15 protein-coding genes are annotated in these 17,520 nt (G+C 67.8%); 3 read left to right on the top strand and 12 right to left on the bottom strand.

Going from position 1 to position 17,520, the window contains the following annotated elements:
• Positions 1 to 7: 7 nt before the first annotated feature.
• The 3 genes from ACFVJ5_RS19910 to ACFVJ5_RS19900 all read right to left on the bottom strand — a co-directional run bounded on the left by ACFVJ5_RS19910 (position 8) and on the right by ACFVJ5_RS19900 (position 1,550).
• Entirely contained in the window at positions 8 to 565 is a 558-nt protein-coding gene (locus tag ACFVJ5_RS19910) for a Uma2 family endonuclease (protein WP_379222015.1), read from the bottom strand.
• A gap of 67 nt (positions 566 to 632) precedes the next feature.
• Positions 633 to 965 (bottom strand): hypothetical protein, encoded by a 333-nt coding sequence (locus ACFVJ5_RS19905; RefSeq protein WP_379222014.1) that lies wholly within the window; start codon positions 963 to 965, stop codon positions 633 to 635.
• An 87-nt stretch (positions 966 to 1,052) separates the two neighbouring features.
• Entirely contained in the window at positions 1,053 to 1,550 is a 498-nt protein-coding gene (locus ACFVJ5_RS19900; protein WP_379222012.1) for a peptidylprolyl isomerase, read from the bottom strand.
• A 78-nt stretch (positions 1,551 to 1,628) separates the two neighbouring features.
• On the opposite strand from ACFVJ5_RS19900, the gene ACFVJ5_RS19895 reads away from it, so the two are divergent.
• Positions 1,629 to 4,961, top strand: coding sequence for an arabinosyltransferase domain-containing protein (locus ACFVJ5_RS19895; protein ID WP_379222010.1), 3,333 nt, complete (start codon positions 1,629 to 1,631; stop codon positions 4,959 to 4,961).
• 72 nt (positions 4,962 to 5,033) lie between these two features.
• Here the strand turns inward: ACFVJ5_RS19895 and ACFVJ5_RS19890 are convergent, their stop codons facing one another.
• From ACFVJ5_RS19890 to ACFVJ5_RS19870, 5 genes are all read right to left on the bottom strand, one after another.
• Entirely contained in the window at positions 5,034 to 5,195 is a 162-nt protein-coding gene (locus ACFVJ5_RS19890) for a hypothetical protein (protein ID WP_156677619.1), read from the bottom strand.
• Positions 5,196 to 5,357: 162 nt separating this feature from the next.
• The gene (locus ACFVJ5_RS19885) at positions 5,358 to 8,756 is read right to left on the bottom strand and encodes an arabinosyltransferase domain-containing protein (protein ID WP_379222008.1); all 3,399 of its coding nucleotides are present in this window, start codon (positions 8,754 to 8,756) and stop codon (positions 5,358 to 5,360) included.
• Between the two features lie 82 nt (positions 8,757 to 8,838).
• Complete coding sequence (locus ACFVJ5_RS19880) at positions 8,839 to 9,351, bottom strand: hypothetical protein (RefSeq protein WP_379222006.1); 513 nt, start codon at positions 9,349 to 9,351, stop codon at positions 8,839 to 8,841.
• A 213-nt stretch (positions 9,352 to 9,564) separates the two neighbouring features.
• Positions 9,565 to 10,107: a hypothetical protein gene (locus tag ACFVJ5_RS19875; protein ID WP_379222004.1), complete on the bottom strand. Its 543-nt coding sequence runs from the start codon at positions 10,105 to 10,107 to the stop codon at positions 9,565 to 9,567.
• A 176-nt stretch (positions 10,108 to 10,283) separates the two neighbouring features.
• Entirely contained in the window at positions 10,284 to 11,246 is a 963-nt protein-coding gene (locus ACFVJ5_RS19870; RefSeq protein WP_379222002.1) for a helix-turn-helix transcriptional regulator, read from the bottom strand.
• Between the two features lie 83 nt (positions 11,247 to 11,329).
• On the opposite strand from ACFVJ5_RS19870, the gene ACFVJ5_RS19865 reads away from it, so the two are divergent.
• A complete protein-coding gene (locus ACFVJ5_RS19865) occupies positions 11,330 to 11,959 on the top strand; it encodes a TIGR03086 family metal-binding protein (RefSeq protein ID WP_379222000.1) in 630 nt (209 codons plus the stop codon).
• 51 nt (positions 11,960 to 12,010) lie between these two features.
• Here ACFVJ5_RS19865 and ACFVJ5_RS19860 read toward each other — a convergent pair whose 3' ends face one another.
• The 3 genes from ACFVJ5_RS19860 to ACFVJ5_RS19850 all read right to left on the bottom strand — a co-directional run bounded on the left by ACFVJ5_RS19860 (position 12,011) and on the right by ACFVJ5_RS19850 (position 16,288).
• Positions 12,011 to 13,981, bottom strand: a complete 1,971-nt coding sequence (locus tag ACFVJ5_RS19860) for an arabinofuranosyltransferase (RefSeq protein WP_379221998.1) — start codon at positions 13,979 to 13,981, stop codon at positions 12,011 to 12,013.
• Positions 13,982 to 14,096: 115 nt separating this feature from the next.
• Positions 14,097 to 14,876, bottom strand: a complete 780-nt coding sequence (locus tag ACFVJ5_RS19855; protein ID WP_379221996.1) for a decaprenylphospho-beta-D-erythro-pentofuranosid-2-ulose 2-reductase — start codon at positions 14,874 to 14,876, stop codon at positions 14,097 to 14,099.
• Positions 14,873 to 16,288: an FAD-binding protein gene (locus ACFVJ5_RS19850; RefSeq protein ID WP_379222659.1), complete on the bottom strand. Its 1,416-nt coding sequence runs from the start codon at positions 16,286 to 16,288 to the stop codon at positions 14,873 to 14,875. The genes ACFVJ5_RS19855 and ACFVJ5_RS19850 overlap by 4 nt, the downstream gene beginning before the upstream one ends.
• Positions 16,289 to 16,315: 27 nt before the next feature.
• Between ACFVJ5_RS19850 and ACFVJ5_RS19845 the strand changes: the two genes are divergently transcribed.
• Complete coding sequence (locus ACFVJ5_RS19845) at positions 16,316 to 16,813, top strand: GtrA family protein (protein WP_379221994.1); 498 nt, start codon at positions 16,316 to 16,318, stop codon at positions 16,811 to 16,813.
• Positions 16,814 to 16,817: 4 nt separating this feature from the next.
• On the opposite strand, the gene ACFVJ5_RS19840 is transcribed toward ACFVJ5_RS19845, so the two are convergent.
• Positions 16,818 to 17,444, bottom strand: coding sequence for a pyridoxamine 5'-phosphate oxidase family protein (locus ACFVJ5_RS19840; RefSeq protein ID WP_379221992.1), 627 nt, complete (start codon positions 17,442 to 17,444; stop codon positions 16,818 to 16,820).
• Positions 17,445 to 17,520: the final 76 nt, after the last annotated feature.

Raw genomic sequence — 17,520 nt, 5'->3', positions numbered from 1 at the left:
GCGGAGATCAAATCTTGCCGAGGTCGATCTCCACGGGAAAAGGAGCCGACACCTCGACCGTCCCGGTGAACATGTCGCCGGTCCGGTACGACCCGGTCGCCGGGTCGAGGATGTAGGTATAGATCAGCGGGACACCGTTTGCCGCCTGCTCGATCCGCCAATAGAAGGCGATGCCAGCCTTGGCGTGTTGGTCCACCTTGACGATCCGGTCGGTGGTCTCCGAACCGGGCGAGACGACCTCGACGACCAGCAGTACGTGTTCGGGGCGCGTGGGTGTGAGGTCGATCGTATCGGCGCGATACACAACGACATCGGGTCGCCGATTGGTGAGTGGAACATCCTGAAGTCGGACGTCGAAGTCGGTGTCGGCATTCCAGTCCGGTCCGGCCGCTGCGTCCAGCGCGTTGGCCAGGATCCGAGCCAACCGGTTGCGCCGCTTGGACGCACTGGGGCTCACAACGACCATCCCGTCCACGATCTCGATGCCCGCGCACTGCTCCTCGGACCAGGTGTCGTATTCCGCAGCCGTGATCTGCTCGTGCATCCCGGGGGCGGTGGCAGTCATGGCGCTCCTTCCGGACATCTTCGAGCGGTCGGAGAACCCGCTGGACCGAGTCTAATCGTGCGACCCGTTACCGCCGGTAGTTCGGGTGTGGGTTGTATCCGGCGCGTGGTTGCGGTGCCTGCGGCTGATTCTGGGGATGCGGCGCGTACGCGGGTGCGCCGTATCCGGGTGCTCCCTGTGGCCAGTGGCCCTGCGCCGGTGGCATCCCGTTGGGGGCGGGCGGCGGCCCTCCGACGGGCGGGTAGCCCTGGGGTGCGGTAGCGGCGCGGCGGGCCCGGCGCGACCGGAGATTGCTTCGCAGCCAGAACGCGGAGCCGATGCTCATCACCGCGCCGCCGCCGATCAGCATCCACCCGGTGCGCTTGTTCTGGGCTTGTTGCCCGGCGGCGTCCCGCTCCACCGACGAGCCCTTGCTGTCTCGGAGCCGATCGAAAAAAGGGCCGCCACCGATGAATTCGGTGGCGGCCCGGCACGCTGCGTCGAAGAATCAGGCGACGGTGGCGGATTCGATGATGACGTCGTCGACGGGGACGTCCTGGTGGGGGCCGGCGCTGCCGGTGGTGACGGCGGCGATCTTGTCGACTACCTCGGTGCCGTCGGTGACCTTGCCGAAGACGGCGTAGCCCCAACCCTGACCCTGGGGGGCGGTGTGGTTGAGGAAGGCGTTGTCGGAGATGTTGATGAAGAACTGGGCGGTGGCCGAGTGCGGGTCGTTGGTGCGGGCCATCGCCACGGTGTACTTGTTGTTCTTCAGGCCGTTGGTGGCCTCGTTCTGGATCGGCGCCTGCGTCGGCTTCTGCTTCAGGCCGGGCTCGAAGCCGCCGCCCTGCACCATGAAACCGGGGATGACGCGATGGAACACGGTGCCGGCGTAATGGCCCGAGTTCACGTAGTTCACGAAGTTGGCGACCGTGTTCGGCGCGGCCTGGTCGTCCAACTCGAGCACGATCGGTCCGTAATTGGTTTCGAGATTCACCTTGGTCATGGAGTCGAGTCTAGGGAAGTGCACTACTAAGGCGTGCGACCCCTCACAAGTACCGAGGGACCGATAGCATGTCGAACCGTGCCAGACGCCGCAACAGCTGTTCTCTCCAAGCCTCCTGCCGAACCGGTGGCCTCCGCGAAGGACTTCCGGACCGCGCGATGGATCGCGATGGTCGCCGGGATTCTCGGCGCCCTGTTCGCGGTGGCGACGCCGTTCCTGCCGGTCACTCAGACGACCGCGCAGCTGAACTGGCCGCAGAACGGTTCGCTCGGCAATGTGCAGGCGCCGCTGATGTCGCAGGTGCCGATCGATCTGACTGTGTCGATTCCGTGCAGTGCCGTGTCGACGCTGCCCGAGCAGGGCGGGATGCTGCTGGCGACCGCGCCCCCGCAGGGCGATCGGGCGGCCTTGGAGGCGCTGTTCGTGCGCGTCTCCGATACCGCGGTCGATGTGGTGGACCGCAATGCGGTGGTCGCGTCGGCGGACCGGTCGGCGATGGACGGGTGCTCGGCGATCCTGATCAAGTCCGATCAGGACCGCACGACCGCGGAGTTCGTGGGGCTGACCAAGCAGGTCGAGCGGCCGGTCGCCGGTCAGCCGGGTGCGGTGGAAACCGTGCAGGTGCCCGTGCAGGGGCAGCTCGCCGGTGACCTGCGGCCGCAGATCGTGGGCGTGTTCACCGATCTGAAGGGCGAGGTGCCGCAGGGTCTTTCGCTCACCTCGACGATCGACACCCGTTTCTCGTCGAGCCCGTCGCTGATCAAGCTGGTCGCGATCATCGCGGCCGTGCTGTGCACCCTGCTGGCGCTGGCCGCGCTGGGCCGCCTCGACGGCAGTGACGGGCGTGGGCACCGCCGCTTCCTGCCGCGCAACTGGCTCAAGCCCACCTGGGCCGACGGCGCGGTGATCGGCACCCTGCTGGTCTGGCATTTCGTCGGCGCCAACACCTCCGACGACGGCTACATCCTGTCGATGGTGCGCGTGGCCCCCGACGCGGGCTATACGGCCAACTACTTCCGCTGGTACGGCGTCCCCGAGGCCCCGTTCGGCTGGTACTACTACGTCATCCAGGTGTTCGCGGAGATCTCCACGGCCAGCCCGTGGGTGCGCGTGCCCGCGCTGATCTGCGCGATCCTGTGCTGGATGGTGATCAGCCGCGAGGTGGTGCCGCGCCTCGGCAATGCCGTGAAGCGCTCTCAGGTGGCGCTGTGGACCGGCGGACTGGTGTTCCTGGCGTTCTGGCTGCCGTTCGACAACGGCCTGCGCTCGGAGCCGATCGTCGCCCTGGGCGCACTGCTCACCTGGGTTTCCATCGAACGCGCCATCGCCACCGGTCGCCTGCTGCCCGCGGGCATCGCGGTGCTGATCGCGGCGTTCACCCTCGCCGCCGCGCCTACCGGCTTGATGTGTGTGGCCGCGCTGCTGGCCGGTATCCGGCCGCTGGTGCGGATCATCGTGCGCCGTCATCGCCAGTTCGGCACGCTCCCGCTGCTGGCTCCGATCGCCTCGGCGGGCGTGCTCGTGCTCACGGTGGTCTACGGCGACCAGACCTTCGCCGGCATCCAGGAAGCCAACCGGGTTCGTCAGGCCACCGGCCCGAACCTGGCCTGGTACGAGGACTACCTGCGCTACTACTACATGTTCGTCGAGACCGTCGACGGCTCGCTGGCCCGCCGTTTCGCCTTCCTGGTGATGCTGCTGTGCCTGTTCACGACGCTGCTGGTGCTGCTGCGCCGCCGTCAGGTGCCGGGGATCGCGTCGGGTCCGACGTGGCGCCTGATGGGGATCGTCTTCGGCACGATCTTCTTCATGATGTTCAACCCCACCAAGTGGACCCACCACTTCGGCGCCTACGCGGGTATCGCGGGTGGGCTCGCGGCAGTGACCGCGGTGGCGGTGTCGCAGAGCGCGCTGCGCTCACGCAAGAACCGGGCGATCTTCCTGGCCGGCTTGCTGTTCGTGCTCGCGCTGTCGTTCTCGGGCATCAACGGCTACTGGTACGTGTCCAGCTACGGCGTGCCGTGGTTCGACAAGACCATCTCGCTGCGCGGCGTCCACTCGAACACGGTGATGCTCATCCTGTTCGGCGTGGCCCTGGCCCTGGTCGGCTGGTACGCGCTGCGCGAAGACTATGTGAAGCCGGTGCCGTCGGCGAAGACCAAGCGCGGCAACAGGATCCGCAAGTTCGCCGCTATTCCGCTGACCATCGTGGTGGGTCTGATGGTGCTGTTCGAAGTGCTCTCGCTGGTCAAGGGCGCGACCCAGCAGTACCCCGGCTACTCGCTCGGCCGCTCCAACATCGACGCGCTGAGCGACAACTCGTGTGGCCTGGCCAACGACGTGCTGGTCGAATCCGACCCGAACGGCGGCAGGCTCGACCCCATCGTCGACCCGGCCCGGCCGTTCACCGATCCCAACGACCCGCTCGCGGGCACCGGCTCGGTCGGGTTCACCCCCAACGGCGTGCCGGGCGACCTGTCGGCCGACGCGGTCGAGGTGAAGCCGGGCACCGGCAACACCAGCAACCAGTCGGTCGGCGCGGCCTTCGCCGAAGGCGAGAGCGCGGGCACCGGCGGTGGTGAGGGCGCACTCGGCGTCAACGGCTCCACCGTGGCGCTGCCGTTCGGCCTCGACCCCGCGCAGACCCCGATTCTCGGCTCCTACCAGGAGGGCATGCAGCAGCCCGCCCACCTGGAATCGGCCTGGTACGGTCTGCCCGCCCGCTCCGACGACTCGCCGCTGGTCGTGATCAGCGCGGCCGGTCGCATCGCCTCCAAGGACGACTCCGGCTCCGACAAGTACGGTCAGGCGCTGTTCGTCGAATACGGCACCCGCAACCCCGACGGCAGCGTCACCACGCTCGGCGCCTACCAGCCGCGCGATATCGGCCCGGCGCCGTCGTGGCGCAACCTGCGCGTGCCGCTGGCCGACCTTCCGGCCGAGGTGAACGCGGTGCGCGTGATGGTGAACGACCCGATCCTGATCGGCGACCAGTGGCTGGCGTTCACCCCGCCGCGGGTTCCCGAGCTGCAGACTCTGGACACCTTCATCGGCCGGGACCAGCCGGTGCTGCTGGACTGGGCCGTCGGCCTGCAGTTCCCGTGCCAGCGCCCGTTCGCGCACAAGAACGGCGTGGCCGAGGTGCCGAACTACCGGATCCTGCCGGACCGCCCGCTGGCGATCTCGTCGACCGACACCTGGCAGGCGCAGGAGTTCGGTGGTCCGCTCGGCATGACGCAGATGCTGGCGGCCCGGGTCACCATCCCGACCTACCTGAAGGACGACTGGGCCCGCGACTGGGGCTCGCTGGAGCGCTACGACCAGTACGCGCAGGCCACGCCCGCACGGCTCGAGACCGGCACGGCGGCGCGTAGCGGGCTGTGGAGCCCGGGGCCGCTGCGGGTGTTCTGACCTCGGGCGAACAGTAAAAGGCGCGGATCACCTCGGGTGGTCCGCGCCTTTTGGTTGACGGGGGAACAGGAGTCAGACGTTGAGCATGCGACGGTTCAGGTCGCGGCGTAATACCTCTTGTGAAGGCAGTCTTTCCAGTACCCGCATTACGGCCGGTCGTAGTTCTTGCTTCTCGTCGTTGCTGAGCAACTCGACGAGATCTCGTAGATCCATGTCATCGAAGGCTCCTGTCATACCCACCAGGGTACGTGCTCAAACGTGCAGGCACAGGACCTTTACGCTGTCATTTACAGGTGTTTCATCAAACCGAAACCCTAACGGACACTGAAGATTTCGTTAGCAACATGGGCAAGTGCCCGGTCACTGCCCTTGCGCTGCCATAGTCTCTACGCCGTTCTACTGCGCCCGAATTGCCGGTTCTTTCGCTCGTCCTGTCTGATCGATCACAGTCACCCCGATCTTCGCGGGCGGCGCGGGCTGATACGGCGTGAACCGCTCGAGCGAGCCCCAGTCCCGGCCGAGATCATGATCGAGATAGGTGGGCACAGTCTCGGCCTTCAGGAGCAGATTTGTCCACCCGAGCGGGCCGCCGCCGATGTCGTCCTGCCAGGCGTTGGACGCGTCCGAACCGACCCGGTCGGGCAGAATCCGCCACTGCGGAGCCTCCGCGACGCCGTCGTGGTGCTCGAACGGGCGCTGGCATGGGAACGCGAGGCCGACGTGCCAGTCGAGCAGCACCGGCGCGGTCCGGCCGACCACCGAGTCCAGCGTGGCCAGTTTCGGCAGCCGCGGCGGCGTCACCGCGAGCCACTGCTTGCCGGTGATGTCGTTGTCGGCGGCGACCAGGCGCACCGCGTTCACGCCGACGGGCAGCTGATCGATCGGCACGCGCAGGTTGCGCCACGACGGGGCCGGGCCGATATCCATCGGCGCGACCGAGCCCGTCACCTCGACGGAACCGTCCGCGGCGCGGGTGCCGTATTCCAGGCGCAGCTCCTGGCCGTAGTGCACGACGCCGTCGGTGTCGACGTAGCGGATCCGCCCGGCCGCGGTGACCACGAGGGCCTGATAGGCGGGATCGTCGCGCACGCTGTCGTCGAGGTCGACGCGATACCACTGTGAGGTCAGCTTCGCCTGCTGCTGCACGCCGTCTTGGAAGGAGCCGAGGACCGGCGTGCGGGCGGGGTCGAGGCCGAACGGCAGGGCGACGGTGCTGCCGTTGATGCCGGGTTCGGCGCTGGTGCCGCCGCCGGTGCCCGCGCCGGTGGTCTTGGTGGTCTTGTTGGCGGAATCGGTATCGACCGAGTTGGCGCCGCCGACCACGGTCTCGTCGGCGTCGGCGGTGAGGTCGTCGGCCACGCCGTCCGGGGTGAAGCCGGTGGATTCGGCGTTCAGGCCGTCGGCGGGGGCGCCGGTGTAGGGGGTGAGCAGGGAATCGGCCGTATTCGATTCCACCAGAACGTCATTGGCCAGGCCGCAGGTATTGCCTTGCAGCGAATTGAAATTCGACTTCGCGATGGAGTAGGCGGGGTACTGGGTGATGGCGCCCTTGGCCATCGACGCCACCTCGAACAGCACGAGCAACGCCGCCGCGATGGTGAGCGGCATGGTCGCGAATCGGTCGAAACGTCCGGTGTCGCTGGGTGTTCGGTACGGGGCACGCAGATGGAAGTACAGGGCGACCAGCAGCGCGAGGATGCTGAGACCGAGGAACAGCGTCGAAACGCCCTTGCCCGCCACCATCGGCGCCTTGTCCCAGAACGGCACGCCGTAGCTGGAGACGTACCACCAGCCGTTGGAGCCGGTGAAGGTCATCGCGAGCAGGAACAACACCGCCGCGGTGAACAGCGCTCGATTGCGTGGGGCCTTGATTCCGTTGGTGCCCACCGCAACCGCCGCCAGTGCCGCCAGCGAACCCGCCAGGCCCGCGTAGACACCGAAGTGGTGGGTCCACTTGGTGGGCGTCCACATCATCAGCAGGAGCGCGGCGAAGACGATGCCGAGGATGCGCACCGAGGGACCGCGTGAGGTGCCGGGGATGCGGCCCTTGCGCAGCACCTGCAGGATGCAGACGAGCAGGCACAGCAGCATCACCAGGACGCCGAAACGGCGGGCGAGCGAGCCGTCGGGGGACAGCATGAACAGCGAGTCCCAGCGGGTGCGTTCGTCGAACCAGGCGACGTTCGGGCCGACGAGCGTGCGGACTCGGGTGGCCTCCATGACCGTGGCCAGCGTCTGGTCGGCGAAGACGATGATGAGCACCAGCGTGCCCGCCGCGACACCGGGGGCCAGCAGCGCGGCGTAGCGGAAGATCTTGGCGACCGATGAGAGCTGCTCCGACGAGCCTGCCGCCTTGTCCGGGCTCGCCGAGCTGCTGGAGTCGGTGGCGTCGTCCGTCGTCGCGGCACCGCGGGCCTCGGTCGACGGTTGGTCGTCCGCGTTGTCGGCGGCGATCCGACACGGGCGCAGACCCTGCGCGCGTTTGATGATGACCTGCATGACCGGCCCGGTACCGGCGATCAGGGCGGCGATGCAGATCAGGCCGGTCGGGCCCGCCGCCAGTGAGAACGCGGCGATGAGGATCGCCAAGGCGGCAGGCAGCAGTCGCGCGGTGGCGATGGCGCGTTCGATGAGGCACCAGGTGAGCAGCGCGCCCGCCGCGATCAGCGGTTCGGGGCGAAGGCCGTTGTCGTAGGGGAGCCAGAAGGCGAGGAACACCAGGCCCGCTGTCCACAGCGCCACCTTGTCGCGGCGCACACGAGCACCGAGGCGGGGCAGCACTTCCCGGCTGATCACCGCCCAGCAGAGGAGTCCGGCGGCGAGCGCGGGCAGGCGCATCCACGGGCTGGCGTCGGAGATCTTCGTCATCCAGGCGAGCAGTTCGTAGGACCAGCCGAACGGCGCCTCCGGCACGCCGAACCAGCGGTAGTAGTTCGCCATGTAGCCCGACGGGCCCGACGCGCGCGCCATATTGAGGATGTAGCCGTCGTCGGAGGTGTTGGCGCCGATCACATGCCAGCCGAGCAGCGTCACGACCACCACCACGTCGGTGGGGGTGATCCGCCACCAGTGCCTGGGCAGGAAGCGGCGGGCGCGGCGGCCGTCGGCGGTGTCGAGCAGGTGCAGTGCGATCAGCGCGAGCAGGGTGAAGACGCCCGCGCCGATCATCGCCGCCAGTTTCAGCGTCGTCGGCGTCGAGGTGAAGCGGGAGTCGATATCGGCGTGCAGCCGGGCGCCGGTGAGGGCGGCCGAGTCGAGGTCGGTGTAGACGCCGACGATCTGCGGGCGCTTGTCCACGGTGACGGTGTTGCGGAACGGGGTGCCGTCCTGGCGCGCGGCCCCGACGAACTCGACGGTCGTGGCCTCGATGGTCGAGACGATGCTGATCCGCTCACACCCGGCGATCTCGGCGATCGGCGCCGACAGCATCGGCACATCGCGCGCCTGCACTCCCAGCACGCCGTCGCGCACGGTGACGCTCAGCCCGCGGTCGGCTTTGCCGGAGGCGACCGGAATCGTTGTCAGCAGGGTGGTCGCGGTGGGGTCCTCCGCCCCGGGACCCGGCAACCCGCTCAGCATCGTGCACGGCAGCTGCGCGTCGAGCCGCTGCGGCACATACGACACCAGCGGTGCCTCGACGCTGGTCGCGCCCGCTTGCGGCCAGTCCAGGCTCGCGCGGTCCTGGCGCACCGGTAACAGCGGTGTGAGCAGGGCAAGCACGAACCCGAGCAGCCCACAGACAAGGGCGATCAGGCGGTATCGGGTGAACGCTCGTTCAGATCGGTCCGGTCGCACGGGGTCTGATGCTAGCCATCGAACCTGTGCGCGGGTCGGCGCCGCTCCTAACCGGCCGCCGCGGCGAAGCCGGCGGTAGGTCTCAACCCGTGCGGCGGTCGGCCCAGTCGAGCTGGGTTCGGGCCCAGTCGGGGATCTCGGTGTCGGGGCGCGGGAAGGCGGCGAATTCGGCGCGCAGGTCGTCGGCCGAGACCTCGGGCATCCAATCGGCGACCGAGCCGGTGGAGTAGTTGGTCTTGTACCGGGTGGGACCGGCGATGAAGATCTCGGCGCTGAGCCAGGCCCCGGCGTCCGGGTTGTAGGACATGCGCTTGTGATCGGTGAGGTATTCGAGCACCTCGGTGGGCGGCATCAGGTTGGTGACCGTTCCGTTGCGCTCTTTGATCTGCACGCCGGCGACGGTCTGCTCGCCGACCTGCAGCGACCACAGCAGGGCGAATTTCTGGCCGGGTGCGAGCAGGGCGATGGTGGCGTCGATGACGACCCGTTCGATCGCGGCGAGCGAGTCGAGCTGCTCGCGCGGTTCCGGTTCACGGCCGAGGCGTTGCGGCCGTGACAACAAAAGATCGATCCGCTCCGGTCGGTTGAGCGTCATAGCTATACCTCTGCATCCGTACCGATCAGCGCTACCAAAACCTGATTTCGGTCGGCCGAACTTCCAACATTTCGCAGCGTACCCGCCCCGCGACACCGACCGCGCGGTTTGTTGACACTGACCGGACATATTGTGGTCTATCGAGCTCCCGCACACCAGTAGCTATCGGGTGTCGATAGACACAGGGTCGACGCCGTCACACCAGGGATCGGCTCACGCCGCCGATGCGCGCAGCGCGAACCAGCCATCGCGCGGGTCGGCGAAGCCGTGATAGACCAGGGGAATGCGCTGGTCGATCGCGAAATACCGGTAGACGGCCTCCATCGCCTGGCGGACCGAATGCGCCTGGAAATCATCGATACGGCGCACGCCGATGCGCCGTTCGGGCAGCATCGCCAGCCGGGTGAGCTCGGCCGGATCGTCCACATCGAGCCCCCACGGCGCGGGTTCCTCGATGAGATGGTCGTGCAGAACCTCCCGCGCGACCGGCGGATCGTGGCGCGGGCCGGAGAACGCGACCTGCTGCGCGCGGGCGAGCCCACGGGTGTCCAGCGGCGTGCGCACGGCCTGGATCAGGTCGATCAATTCGGTGTCGGGGGTGGGTTGGAGTATTCGCCCGGCGACCGGGGCCTGTTCGAGCAGGTGCATCATCTGCCCGCCCAGAACCAGCGGTTCGGGCACCAGGAAAACGCTGATGCTCGGGCAGGAACAGTTCAGGCCGGTGAGGCACACCCTCGTGTGCAACGGATCGGACATACGTCCTCCTCCGGTAGCGGGTCGCCGGGACCCGTGACGTGCAGGATCTGATTCCAACGCCAGCCGCCGGGGGAGTTCGAATCCGCCGGCGACGACCGTGCCGCACCAGTCAGTGTAGTGCCGTCGAGCGGGATGAACACCGGGTTCCGGCACGGAAGGGACACGATCCGCGGCGGCTACCCGGCGACCGATTCGGTGTAGCGGCGGGCCAGGGTGCGCAGGTGCGCGACCAGCTCGGGCGGGCCGTCGACGCGGAAGTCCATCATCAACATGCTGAGGTAGATCGCGATCGTCTCCATCGCGTCGGCGCCGGTGAGCAGCACACAACTGTGCTCGTCGATCGGCTCGACCACGCCGACCGCCGGGTTGATCCTGGCGATCACGGTCTCCGCGGATTCGAGGACGGTGACGCGGGCATGGACGCGCCAGCCGGTGGAGGCGATGTGACGCATGACGAAGACGACCAGGTCGTCGTGCGGGAGGGCGCGCGGGGCGAACACCCGCGCGCCGGTCTCGGCCCGGGTGATCCCGGCGGCAGGCAGCGCCGTCCAGTCATGGGTGCGCATGCTGTAGGCCACCAGGTACCAGCGGCGTTGCCAGTTGATCAGCCGGTAGGGCTCGAGTTCCGAGGTACCGGCGGATGTTTCGACAAGGACGGCGGTGGTGCGGCGGACCGCGTCGGCGAGGGTGGTGAGGATGCCCGCGGCGACCGGCGCGTCCGGTTCGCGGGAGCCGGTGGTGGCGGGGCCGATCTCGGTGGCGTCGCGCAACGCGGAGACCTTGCGCTGCAAGCGTTTCGGGAGGATCTGTTCGATCTTGCGCAGTGCTCTGGTGAGCTGGTCGCCGATGTCGGAGACGGCGAGCGAACCGTCGTGGGCCACGGCGATGGACAGCGCGACCGCCACCGCTTCCTCGTCATCGAGGAGCAGCGGCGGCATCGTCGCGCCGCGGCCGAGGCGGTAGCCGCCGATCGCGCCCCGTTCCGCGTGGACGGGATAGCCGAGTTCACGCAGCCGTGAAATGTCGTTGCGCACGGTGCGTTCGGTGATCTCGAGGCGGTCGGCGAGCTCGCGCCCGGTGTAGGCGCGGTCCTGCAGCAGGGCGAGCAGACGCAGGACGCGCGGGGTTGTCGCAGCCATTTTCCACCTCATCGAAAATTAGGAAAGAAACGAGCCTAATAGGTTTCTAGGCTGGAGTCATCACCGAAACGAAAGGCACCATCATGAACAGCACCGCAGCCCTCGAAACCGTCTGGCGCGACGTGGTCGCCACCTCCTACCGGGCCCTCGGCGACGTCGTGGCCGGGATCGCCGACGACCAGTGGAACCTGCCCACTCCCTGCTCGGAGTGGACCGTCACCCAGGTCATCCAGCACGCCGCGGGCGACCAACTCGCCTACGCCGCTGCCCTGGGAGTCGGCCCCGGCCCGTCCTCCAACCCCTTCGACCCCTCCGGCGAGATCGACGGCTCCGCCGCCGTCCTGGTCCGCGACGCCGTCGAGCAGACCGCCGCGGCCTGGGCCACGGTCTCCGACGAAACCGCCACCGTCCCGACCCCGCTCCCGCACGGCGACCTCCCCACCCCCGTAGCCGCCACCCTTGCCGCCCTCGACGCGGCAGTCCACGCCTGGGACATCGCGATCGCCACCGGCCAGCCGTCCCCGCTCACCGACGACCTGTCGGCCCACCTCCTGACAGCCGCCCGCACCATCCACCCGGCCCCGGGCTCCGGCGCCGCCGCCGAGATCACCGAACCCCTTCGTCAATGGGGCGCCTACGCCCCCATCGTCGAAGGAGCCACCAACGGCGCCACCGGCGAACTCCTCCACTACCTCGGCCGGACCTCGGCGTGAGTCAGGATCGGTGTCGAGCGGGCGACGGCACAGCGTCGCCCGCGTGGGGTATCAGCGGCGCACTGTGATCAGGGTGAAGGGGCCGATGTCGGTGGCGGTGAAGGCGGGGTCGGTGAAGAGGGACTTGGGGAAAGACACTGTGTAGCGCTTGACGTTCGGGTCGTTGGGGTAGACGTCCTCGGCCAGGCGCAGGGTGTAGTTGTCGCCGTCGTTGCGGAAGAGGAAGGCGTCGGGAGCGCGCCATGGGGACTTCGCGAGGGCTTCGACCAGGGCGGGGGAGTCGGGGAGCTTGCTCCACTCGGCGATGGTGGCGGCGCGAGCCTTGAAGTCGGCCAAGGGGTTCGCGTAGTGGGAGGTGAGGGCCTGGAAGCCCCAGTAGGGATAGAACGCCAGGAAGGTGGTGTCCGCGGTGAGGACGACGGATTCGTCTCGGGGGCGGCCGGTTTGCGCCAGGAGGGCCGCGTCGATCTCGCGGTAGTGGGAGACGGCGGAGGGTTTGCGCTGGTCGGCCCGTTCGCCGTTGCCATCGGTGTCGGTGTAGGCGGTGTCGATCTCGTGGGTGAGCACGGTGGGGATCGTCTGGGCGAAGGCCAAGGCGCCGAGAACGGCGATCGCGGCAGCCGCGGTCCGCATCGGGGCGGGCTCGTTCAACGCCTGGTAGATAGCGGTCGCACCTTCGACGAAGCCGAAAACGCCTGCGGCGGCCAGCAATGCGAGCAGGACCGGCTCCAGCCGGAAGGACAGCAGGGTCGTGCCTGCCGCGGTCGCCATCATCGAGAGCAGGGTCCACAGGTAGATCGATACGACGCCGATGCCCAGTGCTTGTGCGCGCCTGGATGACCCGGCGCGAACGACGAGCCACAGCACGCCGATCATGCACAGGGCGCCCCGCAGGGAGAACTCCAGCATCGGGAACGCCAGCTGTGCGCCGGACTCCGGCAGATAGTGGAAAGCACTGCCGGAGGGCAGTTTCGCACCGGACAGCATCTTCAGCAGATACGGCGTCCACACCACAAGGGCGAGCACGATGGCGATACCGCCGATTGCCGCCAGTCTGGTCAGCGGCGCGATCGCGGCACGCCAGGCGGGCGACGCACTCGCCGAGGGAGCGCCGGCCGGTGCCGAGGCAGCGCCGCCCACCCGGCTTGCCCGCCGCTGGTCTGCCCGCGTCGCGTAGACCGCGAACCCGGCCGCCACCACCGCCATGATCACCACGGTGAACGCCGCGATCGCCAGGTACAACGTGTAGAAACACGCCGCCACCCCGAGGAACAGCCCCGTGCCGAGCACCGCGCCCCACCCGCCGGACCGCCGATGCAGCGCCCCCCACGCCAGCACCAGCACCGGCGGAACGAACACCACGAGCACCGCGCCGTAAGCCTCGGGCGAGGCGTACGCCAACGTCATCGCCGTCACCGCGGCGGCCGCGCCCACCGCCATGTCGGCCCGCACCAACTGCATCCACAACACCAGCGCCACCGCGGCGGCGATGGCGAGCAGCCCGATCGCGTACGGCTTGAACACTTCCCAGCCGTCCATCCCGAGCACGTTGCCCACGCGCCCGCCGATCCAGAACCACCCGGCCGGATAGAACGGCGGCAGATCCACATACGTCATATCGCGCAGCGCGGCACTGTCGGTGAGCCGGGTCAGGTACTCGGTCCGGAACTCCTGATCCACCGAGACACCGAACAGGTACAGCTTCGTCGCGGCCAGCGGCATCCCCAGCGTGACCGTGACAAAGCTCGAGATTCCCACCCAGGAAAGCAGTTTCGCCACCACCGGCCACTTGCGCAGCCGGATCAACAGCACCGAGACCACCAGCAGCGCGACCGCGACCACCTGTCCCACCGTGGTCAGCGCACGAGTCACATTGGAGGAGTTGAACGCCGGCCACTGCACCGCGGAGAAGGCGAACAGTCCCACCACGGCTACCACCAGCGCCACACCCGCGGCGGCAGCACCCTCGCCGACCCCGCTCCAGATCTTGCGCCCCGCCCGCACCTCGTCATTGGTCGTCATCGGCGCGCAATCCTCCGGCTCCACTGTGCTCCACGGTCCGGGCCAGCCTAGTGGAGCCGCAAAGCAGAACTGCCGCACCATCCGGGGATGATGCGGCAGTCCGAAACGCAGTCGATCAGATCGGGAGCTTGCGGAAGATCGGGCGCGGCACGTGGCGCAGGGCCGACATCAGGAAGCGGGCCTCGCCCGGCGCCCAGACGATCTCGGTGCCCTTCTCCGACGCGGCGACGGCGAGCTTGGCGACGTCTTCCGGGTCGACGGTGAGCGGGGCTTCCTTGGAGCCGGTGGCTTCCCAGTGGGCCTTGGTCGCCGAGGTGCGCACCTGCATCGGCCGGATGACGGTGACGCGCGGCCCGAAGGGACGCAGCGCCTCGCCGAGGCCGAGGTAGAAGCCGTCGAGGCCGGCCTTGGTGGAGCCGTAGACGAAGTTGGAGCGGCGAACGCGCTCACCGGCCACCGAGGACATCACGATGATCCGGCCGTGGCCCTGGGCCTTGAACTTGTCGCCGACCAGCACACCCACCGACACACCGGCGGTGTAGTTGATGCCGACGGTCATGACCGCCTTGCGCTGGTTCTGCCACAGCTCCTCGGCATCGCCGAGCACACCGAACGCCACGATCGCGACGTCGACGTCACCCGCGGCGAACGCGGAGTCGATGACCTTGGGGTGCGACTCGGTGTCGAGCGCGTCGAAGTCGATGACGTCGACCTGGGTCGCGCCCGCGGCCTTCACCTGGGTGACGGCGTTCTCGAGCAGCGGATCGCCGGGCAGGTTCGCCAGGATGACCCGGGCCGGGCTCTTGGCCAGGTACTCGGCCACGATCGCGAGACCGATCTCGGAGGTGCCGCCGAAGAGCAGGATGGTCTGCGGGTTGCCAACTGCGTTGATCACTGGAGCTCCAGCCTCCTGGCCATATCGGACATGAACACGCCGTTCGGGTCGACGCTGCGGCGGACCTTGATCCACTCGTCGATCCGCGGGTACATCTTGTGGAAGGTGTCGGCCGAGGTGCGCGAATCCTTCGCGGTGTAGAGCCGCCCGCCGAACTCGAGCACGCGCCGGTCGAGTTCGGTGACGAACTCGTTGAGTCCACGCGAGATCGGGAAGTCGACGCAGATGTTCCAGCCGGCCATCGGGAAGCTCAGCGGCGCCTGGTTGCCCTCGCCGAACAGCTTGAACACGTTGAGGAACGAGTAGAAACCCGAGCTCTGGATGTCGATGATGATGCGCTTGAACTCTTCGACCGACTCCGGCGGAACCACGAACTGGTACTGCAGGAAGCCGTTGGAGCCGTAGCCGCGGTTCCACTCGCCCATCATGTCGAGCGGGTGATAGAAGGCGGTCAGGCTCTGCGCCTTGCCCCGGTAGGTGCCCGACTTGCGGTACCAGATCTCACCGATCGGCCCGAAGGTGTACTTGTTGGCCAGCCCGTTGGGGAACACATCGGGCAGCGTGAAGAAGGTCTTGCCGTTGAAGCGCAGCGGGTCTTTCTGCAGCTTCTTCGGCAGCTGGTCGACCTTGGCCAGGTTGCCGCGTGAGATGGCCGCGCGTCCCAGGTTGGGCAGCGGGCTGATGGCGTCGAACCAGGCCGAGCTGTATTCGTACTTGTCCTCGGACCCGTCGCTGTGGAAGGCGATGGTCTCGTCGAGGGTGCTGGTCACGTCGCCGTCGGCGATGAAGTACGCCGTCTCGGTGGGGGTCATCTCGACGGTGGCCCGCAGGATGATGCCGGTCAGGCCACAGCCGCCGATGGTCGCCCAGAACAGTTCCGGATCGGACGCGGCGGTGATCGTGCGGACGACACCGTCGGCGGTGAGCAGATCCATCGAGCGCACGTGGTTGCCGAAGCTACCGGCGCTGTGGTGGTTCTTGCCGTGGATATCGGAGCCGATGGCGCCGCCGACGGTGACTTGTCGGGTGCCGGGTAGGACCGGAACCCATAGGCCGAACGGCAGTGCTGCCTTCATCAGCTGGTCGAGGTCGACGCCGCCGTCCACGTCGACGAGGCGGGTGGCCGCGTCGATGCTGTGGATCTTGTTCAGCGCGGGCATGTCGATGACGAGGCCGCCCGCGTTCTGCGAGTTGTCGCCGTACGAGCGGCCCAGGCCACGCGCGATCACGCCGCGTCGCAGATGCGCCGGCTTCGAGTCGTTGTCCTGCGCCACCATGCTCACGGCCTTGGCGATCAGTTCCGGATCGCTGGTCGAGAGCACTTCGGCGGAGGTGGGTGCGGTGCGACCCCAACCGGTGAGCTTGCGGGTGCGCGTAGGGAGCGCGAACGCCTCATCGTTGGTGGTCGAAATGTTCTCAGACATCGGCTAAGAGGCTACATGCATGGCGCGAGGAGCGACCGGTCTCGTAGTCTTCCTCACGTGCAAGCCCAACCGCATCTGCCGCTTCCCGCCGAAATTCCCCTGGTCGACGAGCCCGGCGGGACCGATGTCGACCTCAAGACGCAGATCGTGCGGTTCACGCTGACGGGTGGTTTGTCGGCGATCGTCGACTACGGCATCTACAGCCTGCTGCTGAATCTGCTCGGGTTGCCGGTGAGCCTGGCGAAGGCGATCAGTTTCGTCGCGGGCACCACCACGGCGTACCTGATCAACCGGCGCTGGACGTTCAAGGCCGAGCCGAGCAGGGCCAGGTTCTTCGCGGTGGTCGCGCTCTACGCGGTGACGTTCGCGGTGCAGGTGGGGATCAACGCGGCGCTGTACTTCGCGCTGCCCGACGAGTGGTGGCGCCAGCCCCTCGCGTTCGTGATCGCGCAGGGCACCGCAACCGTCATCAACTTCGTCGTGCAGCGTGTGGTGATCTTCAAGATCAAGTAGATAGCTAGCTGGCCTCGGCGATGGCCGGTGCCCGTTTGCCCGCCTTGACGCCGAAGTAGTCGCCGCCCTTGGCGCGCACATTGTCGGTGCCCCATTCGCGCTGGTCCCGCGAGACCGGCACCATCTGCGGGATGTGCTTGCGGCAGTGGATGTAGGCCTCTTCGACATCGACCACCACCCACACCTGCGAGGTCTTTCCTCGCTCGGCGGGTGGCAGGTCGGTGACGTCGTCGCGCAGCTCGCTGTCGGCGACCATGCGGGCTTTTCCGTTGATGTGCAGGCCGATGAGGTCGCGAACGAAGTCGATCATCAGGATTCCCACGTGCGGGTTCTCGAGGATATTGCCCAGGCTGGCCATCACCCCGTTACCTCGATATTCGGGGTATGCAATCGTGCGATCGTCGATCACGTGCAGGAATCCGGGGGTCCCCGCCCGAAAGCTGGAGTCACATTCGCCGTGTGCGTCGGAGGTGGCGATGAAGGCCATGTCCATCCGGGCGACGAAATCGACCATCGTGGGGTTCAGATAGTCGATCACCTGGTCGTCGTAGAAGCGCTCGGCTCTGTCCGAGGTGCCCAACGTGTCCTGTAGCTCGTGTTCTCCGTCGCTGCCGACGAATCTTTCGGGCATCGGGCCCCCTCTGCTAGCCGTACCGGTTGATGCGGGCTTCTAGACGAAACCCCCGCTGTGACCGCAATCTCACCCA

Source organism: Nocardia sp. NPDC127606, from assembly GCF_042671725.1.
Classification (GTDB): domain Bacteria; phylum Actinomycetota; class Actinomycetes; order Mycobacteriales; family Mycobacteriaceae; genus Nocardia.
Note: the sequence above shows the minus strand (reverse complement) of the source record. Positions and strands in the feature narration are given on the sequence as shown.

Coding starts and splice junctions, on each gene's coding strand:
- ACFVJ5_RS19840 (WP_379221992.1), bottom strand. CDS start 17,444: ATGCCCGAAAGATTCGTCGGCAGCGACGGAGAACACGAGCTACAGGAC.
- ACFVJ5_RS19875 (WP_379222004.1), bottom strand. CDS start 10,107: ATGTCCGATCCGTTGCACACGAGGGTGTGCCTCACCGGCCTGAACTGT.
- ACFVJ5_RS19865 (WP_379222000.1), top strand. CDS start 11,330: ATGAACAGCACCGCAGCCCTCGAAACCGTCTGGCGCGACGTGGTCGCC.
- ACFVJ5_RS19845 (WP_379221994.1), top strand. CDS start 16,316: ATGCATGGCGCGAGGAGCGACCGGTCTCGTAGTCTTCCTCACGTGCAA.
- ACFVJ5_RS19910 (WP_379222015.1), bottom strand. CDS start 565: ATGACTGCCACCGCCCCCGGGATGCACGAGCAGATCACGGCTGCGGAA.
- ACFVJ5_RS19880 (WP_379222006.1), bottom strand. CDS start 9,351: ATGACGCTCAACCGACCGGAGCGGATCGATCTTTTGTTGTCACGGCCG.
- ACFVJ5_RS19900 (WP_379222012.1), bottom strand. CDS start 1,550: ATGACCAAGGTGAATCTCGAAACCAATTACGGACCGATCGTGCTCGAG.
- ACFVJ5_RS19870 (WP_379222002.1), bottom strand. CDS start 11,246: ATGGCTGCGACAACCCCGCGCGTCCTGCGTCTGCTCGCCCTGCTGCAG.
- ACFVJ5_RS19890 (WP_156677619.1), bottom strand. CDS start 5,195: ATGACAGGAGCCTTCGATGACATGGATCTACGAGATCTCGTCGAGTTG.
- ACFVJ5_RS19860 (WP_379221998.1), bottom strand. CDS start 13,981: ATGACGACCAATGACGAGGTGCGGGCGGGGCGCAAGATCTGGAGCGGG.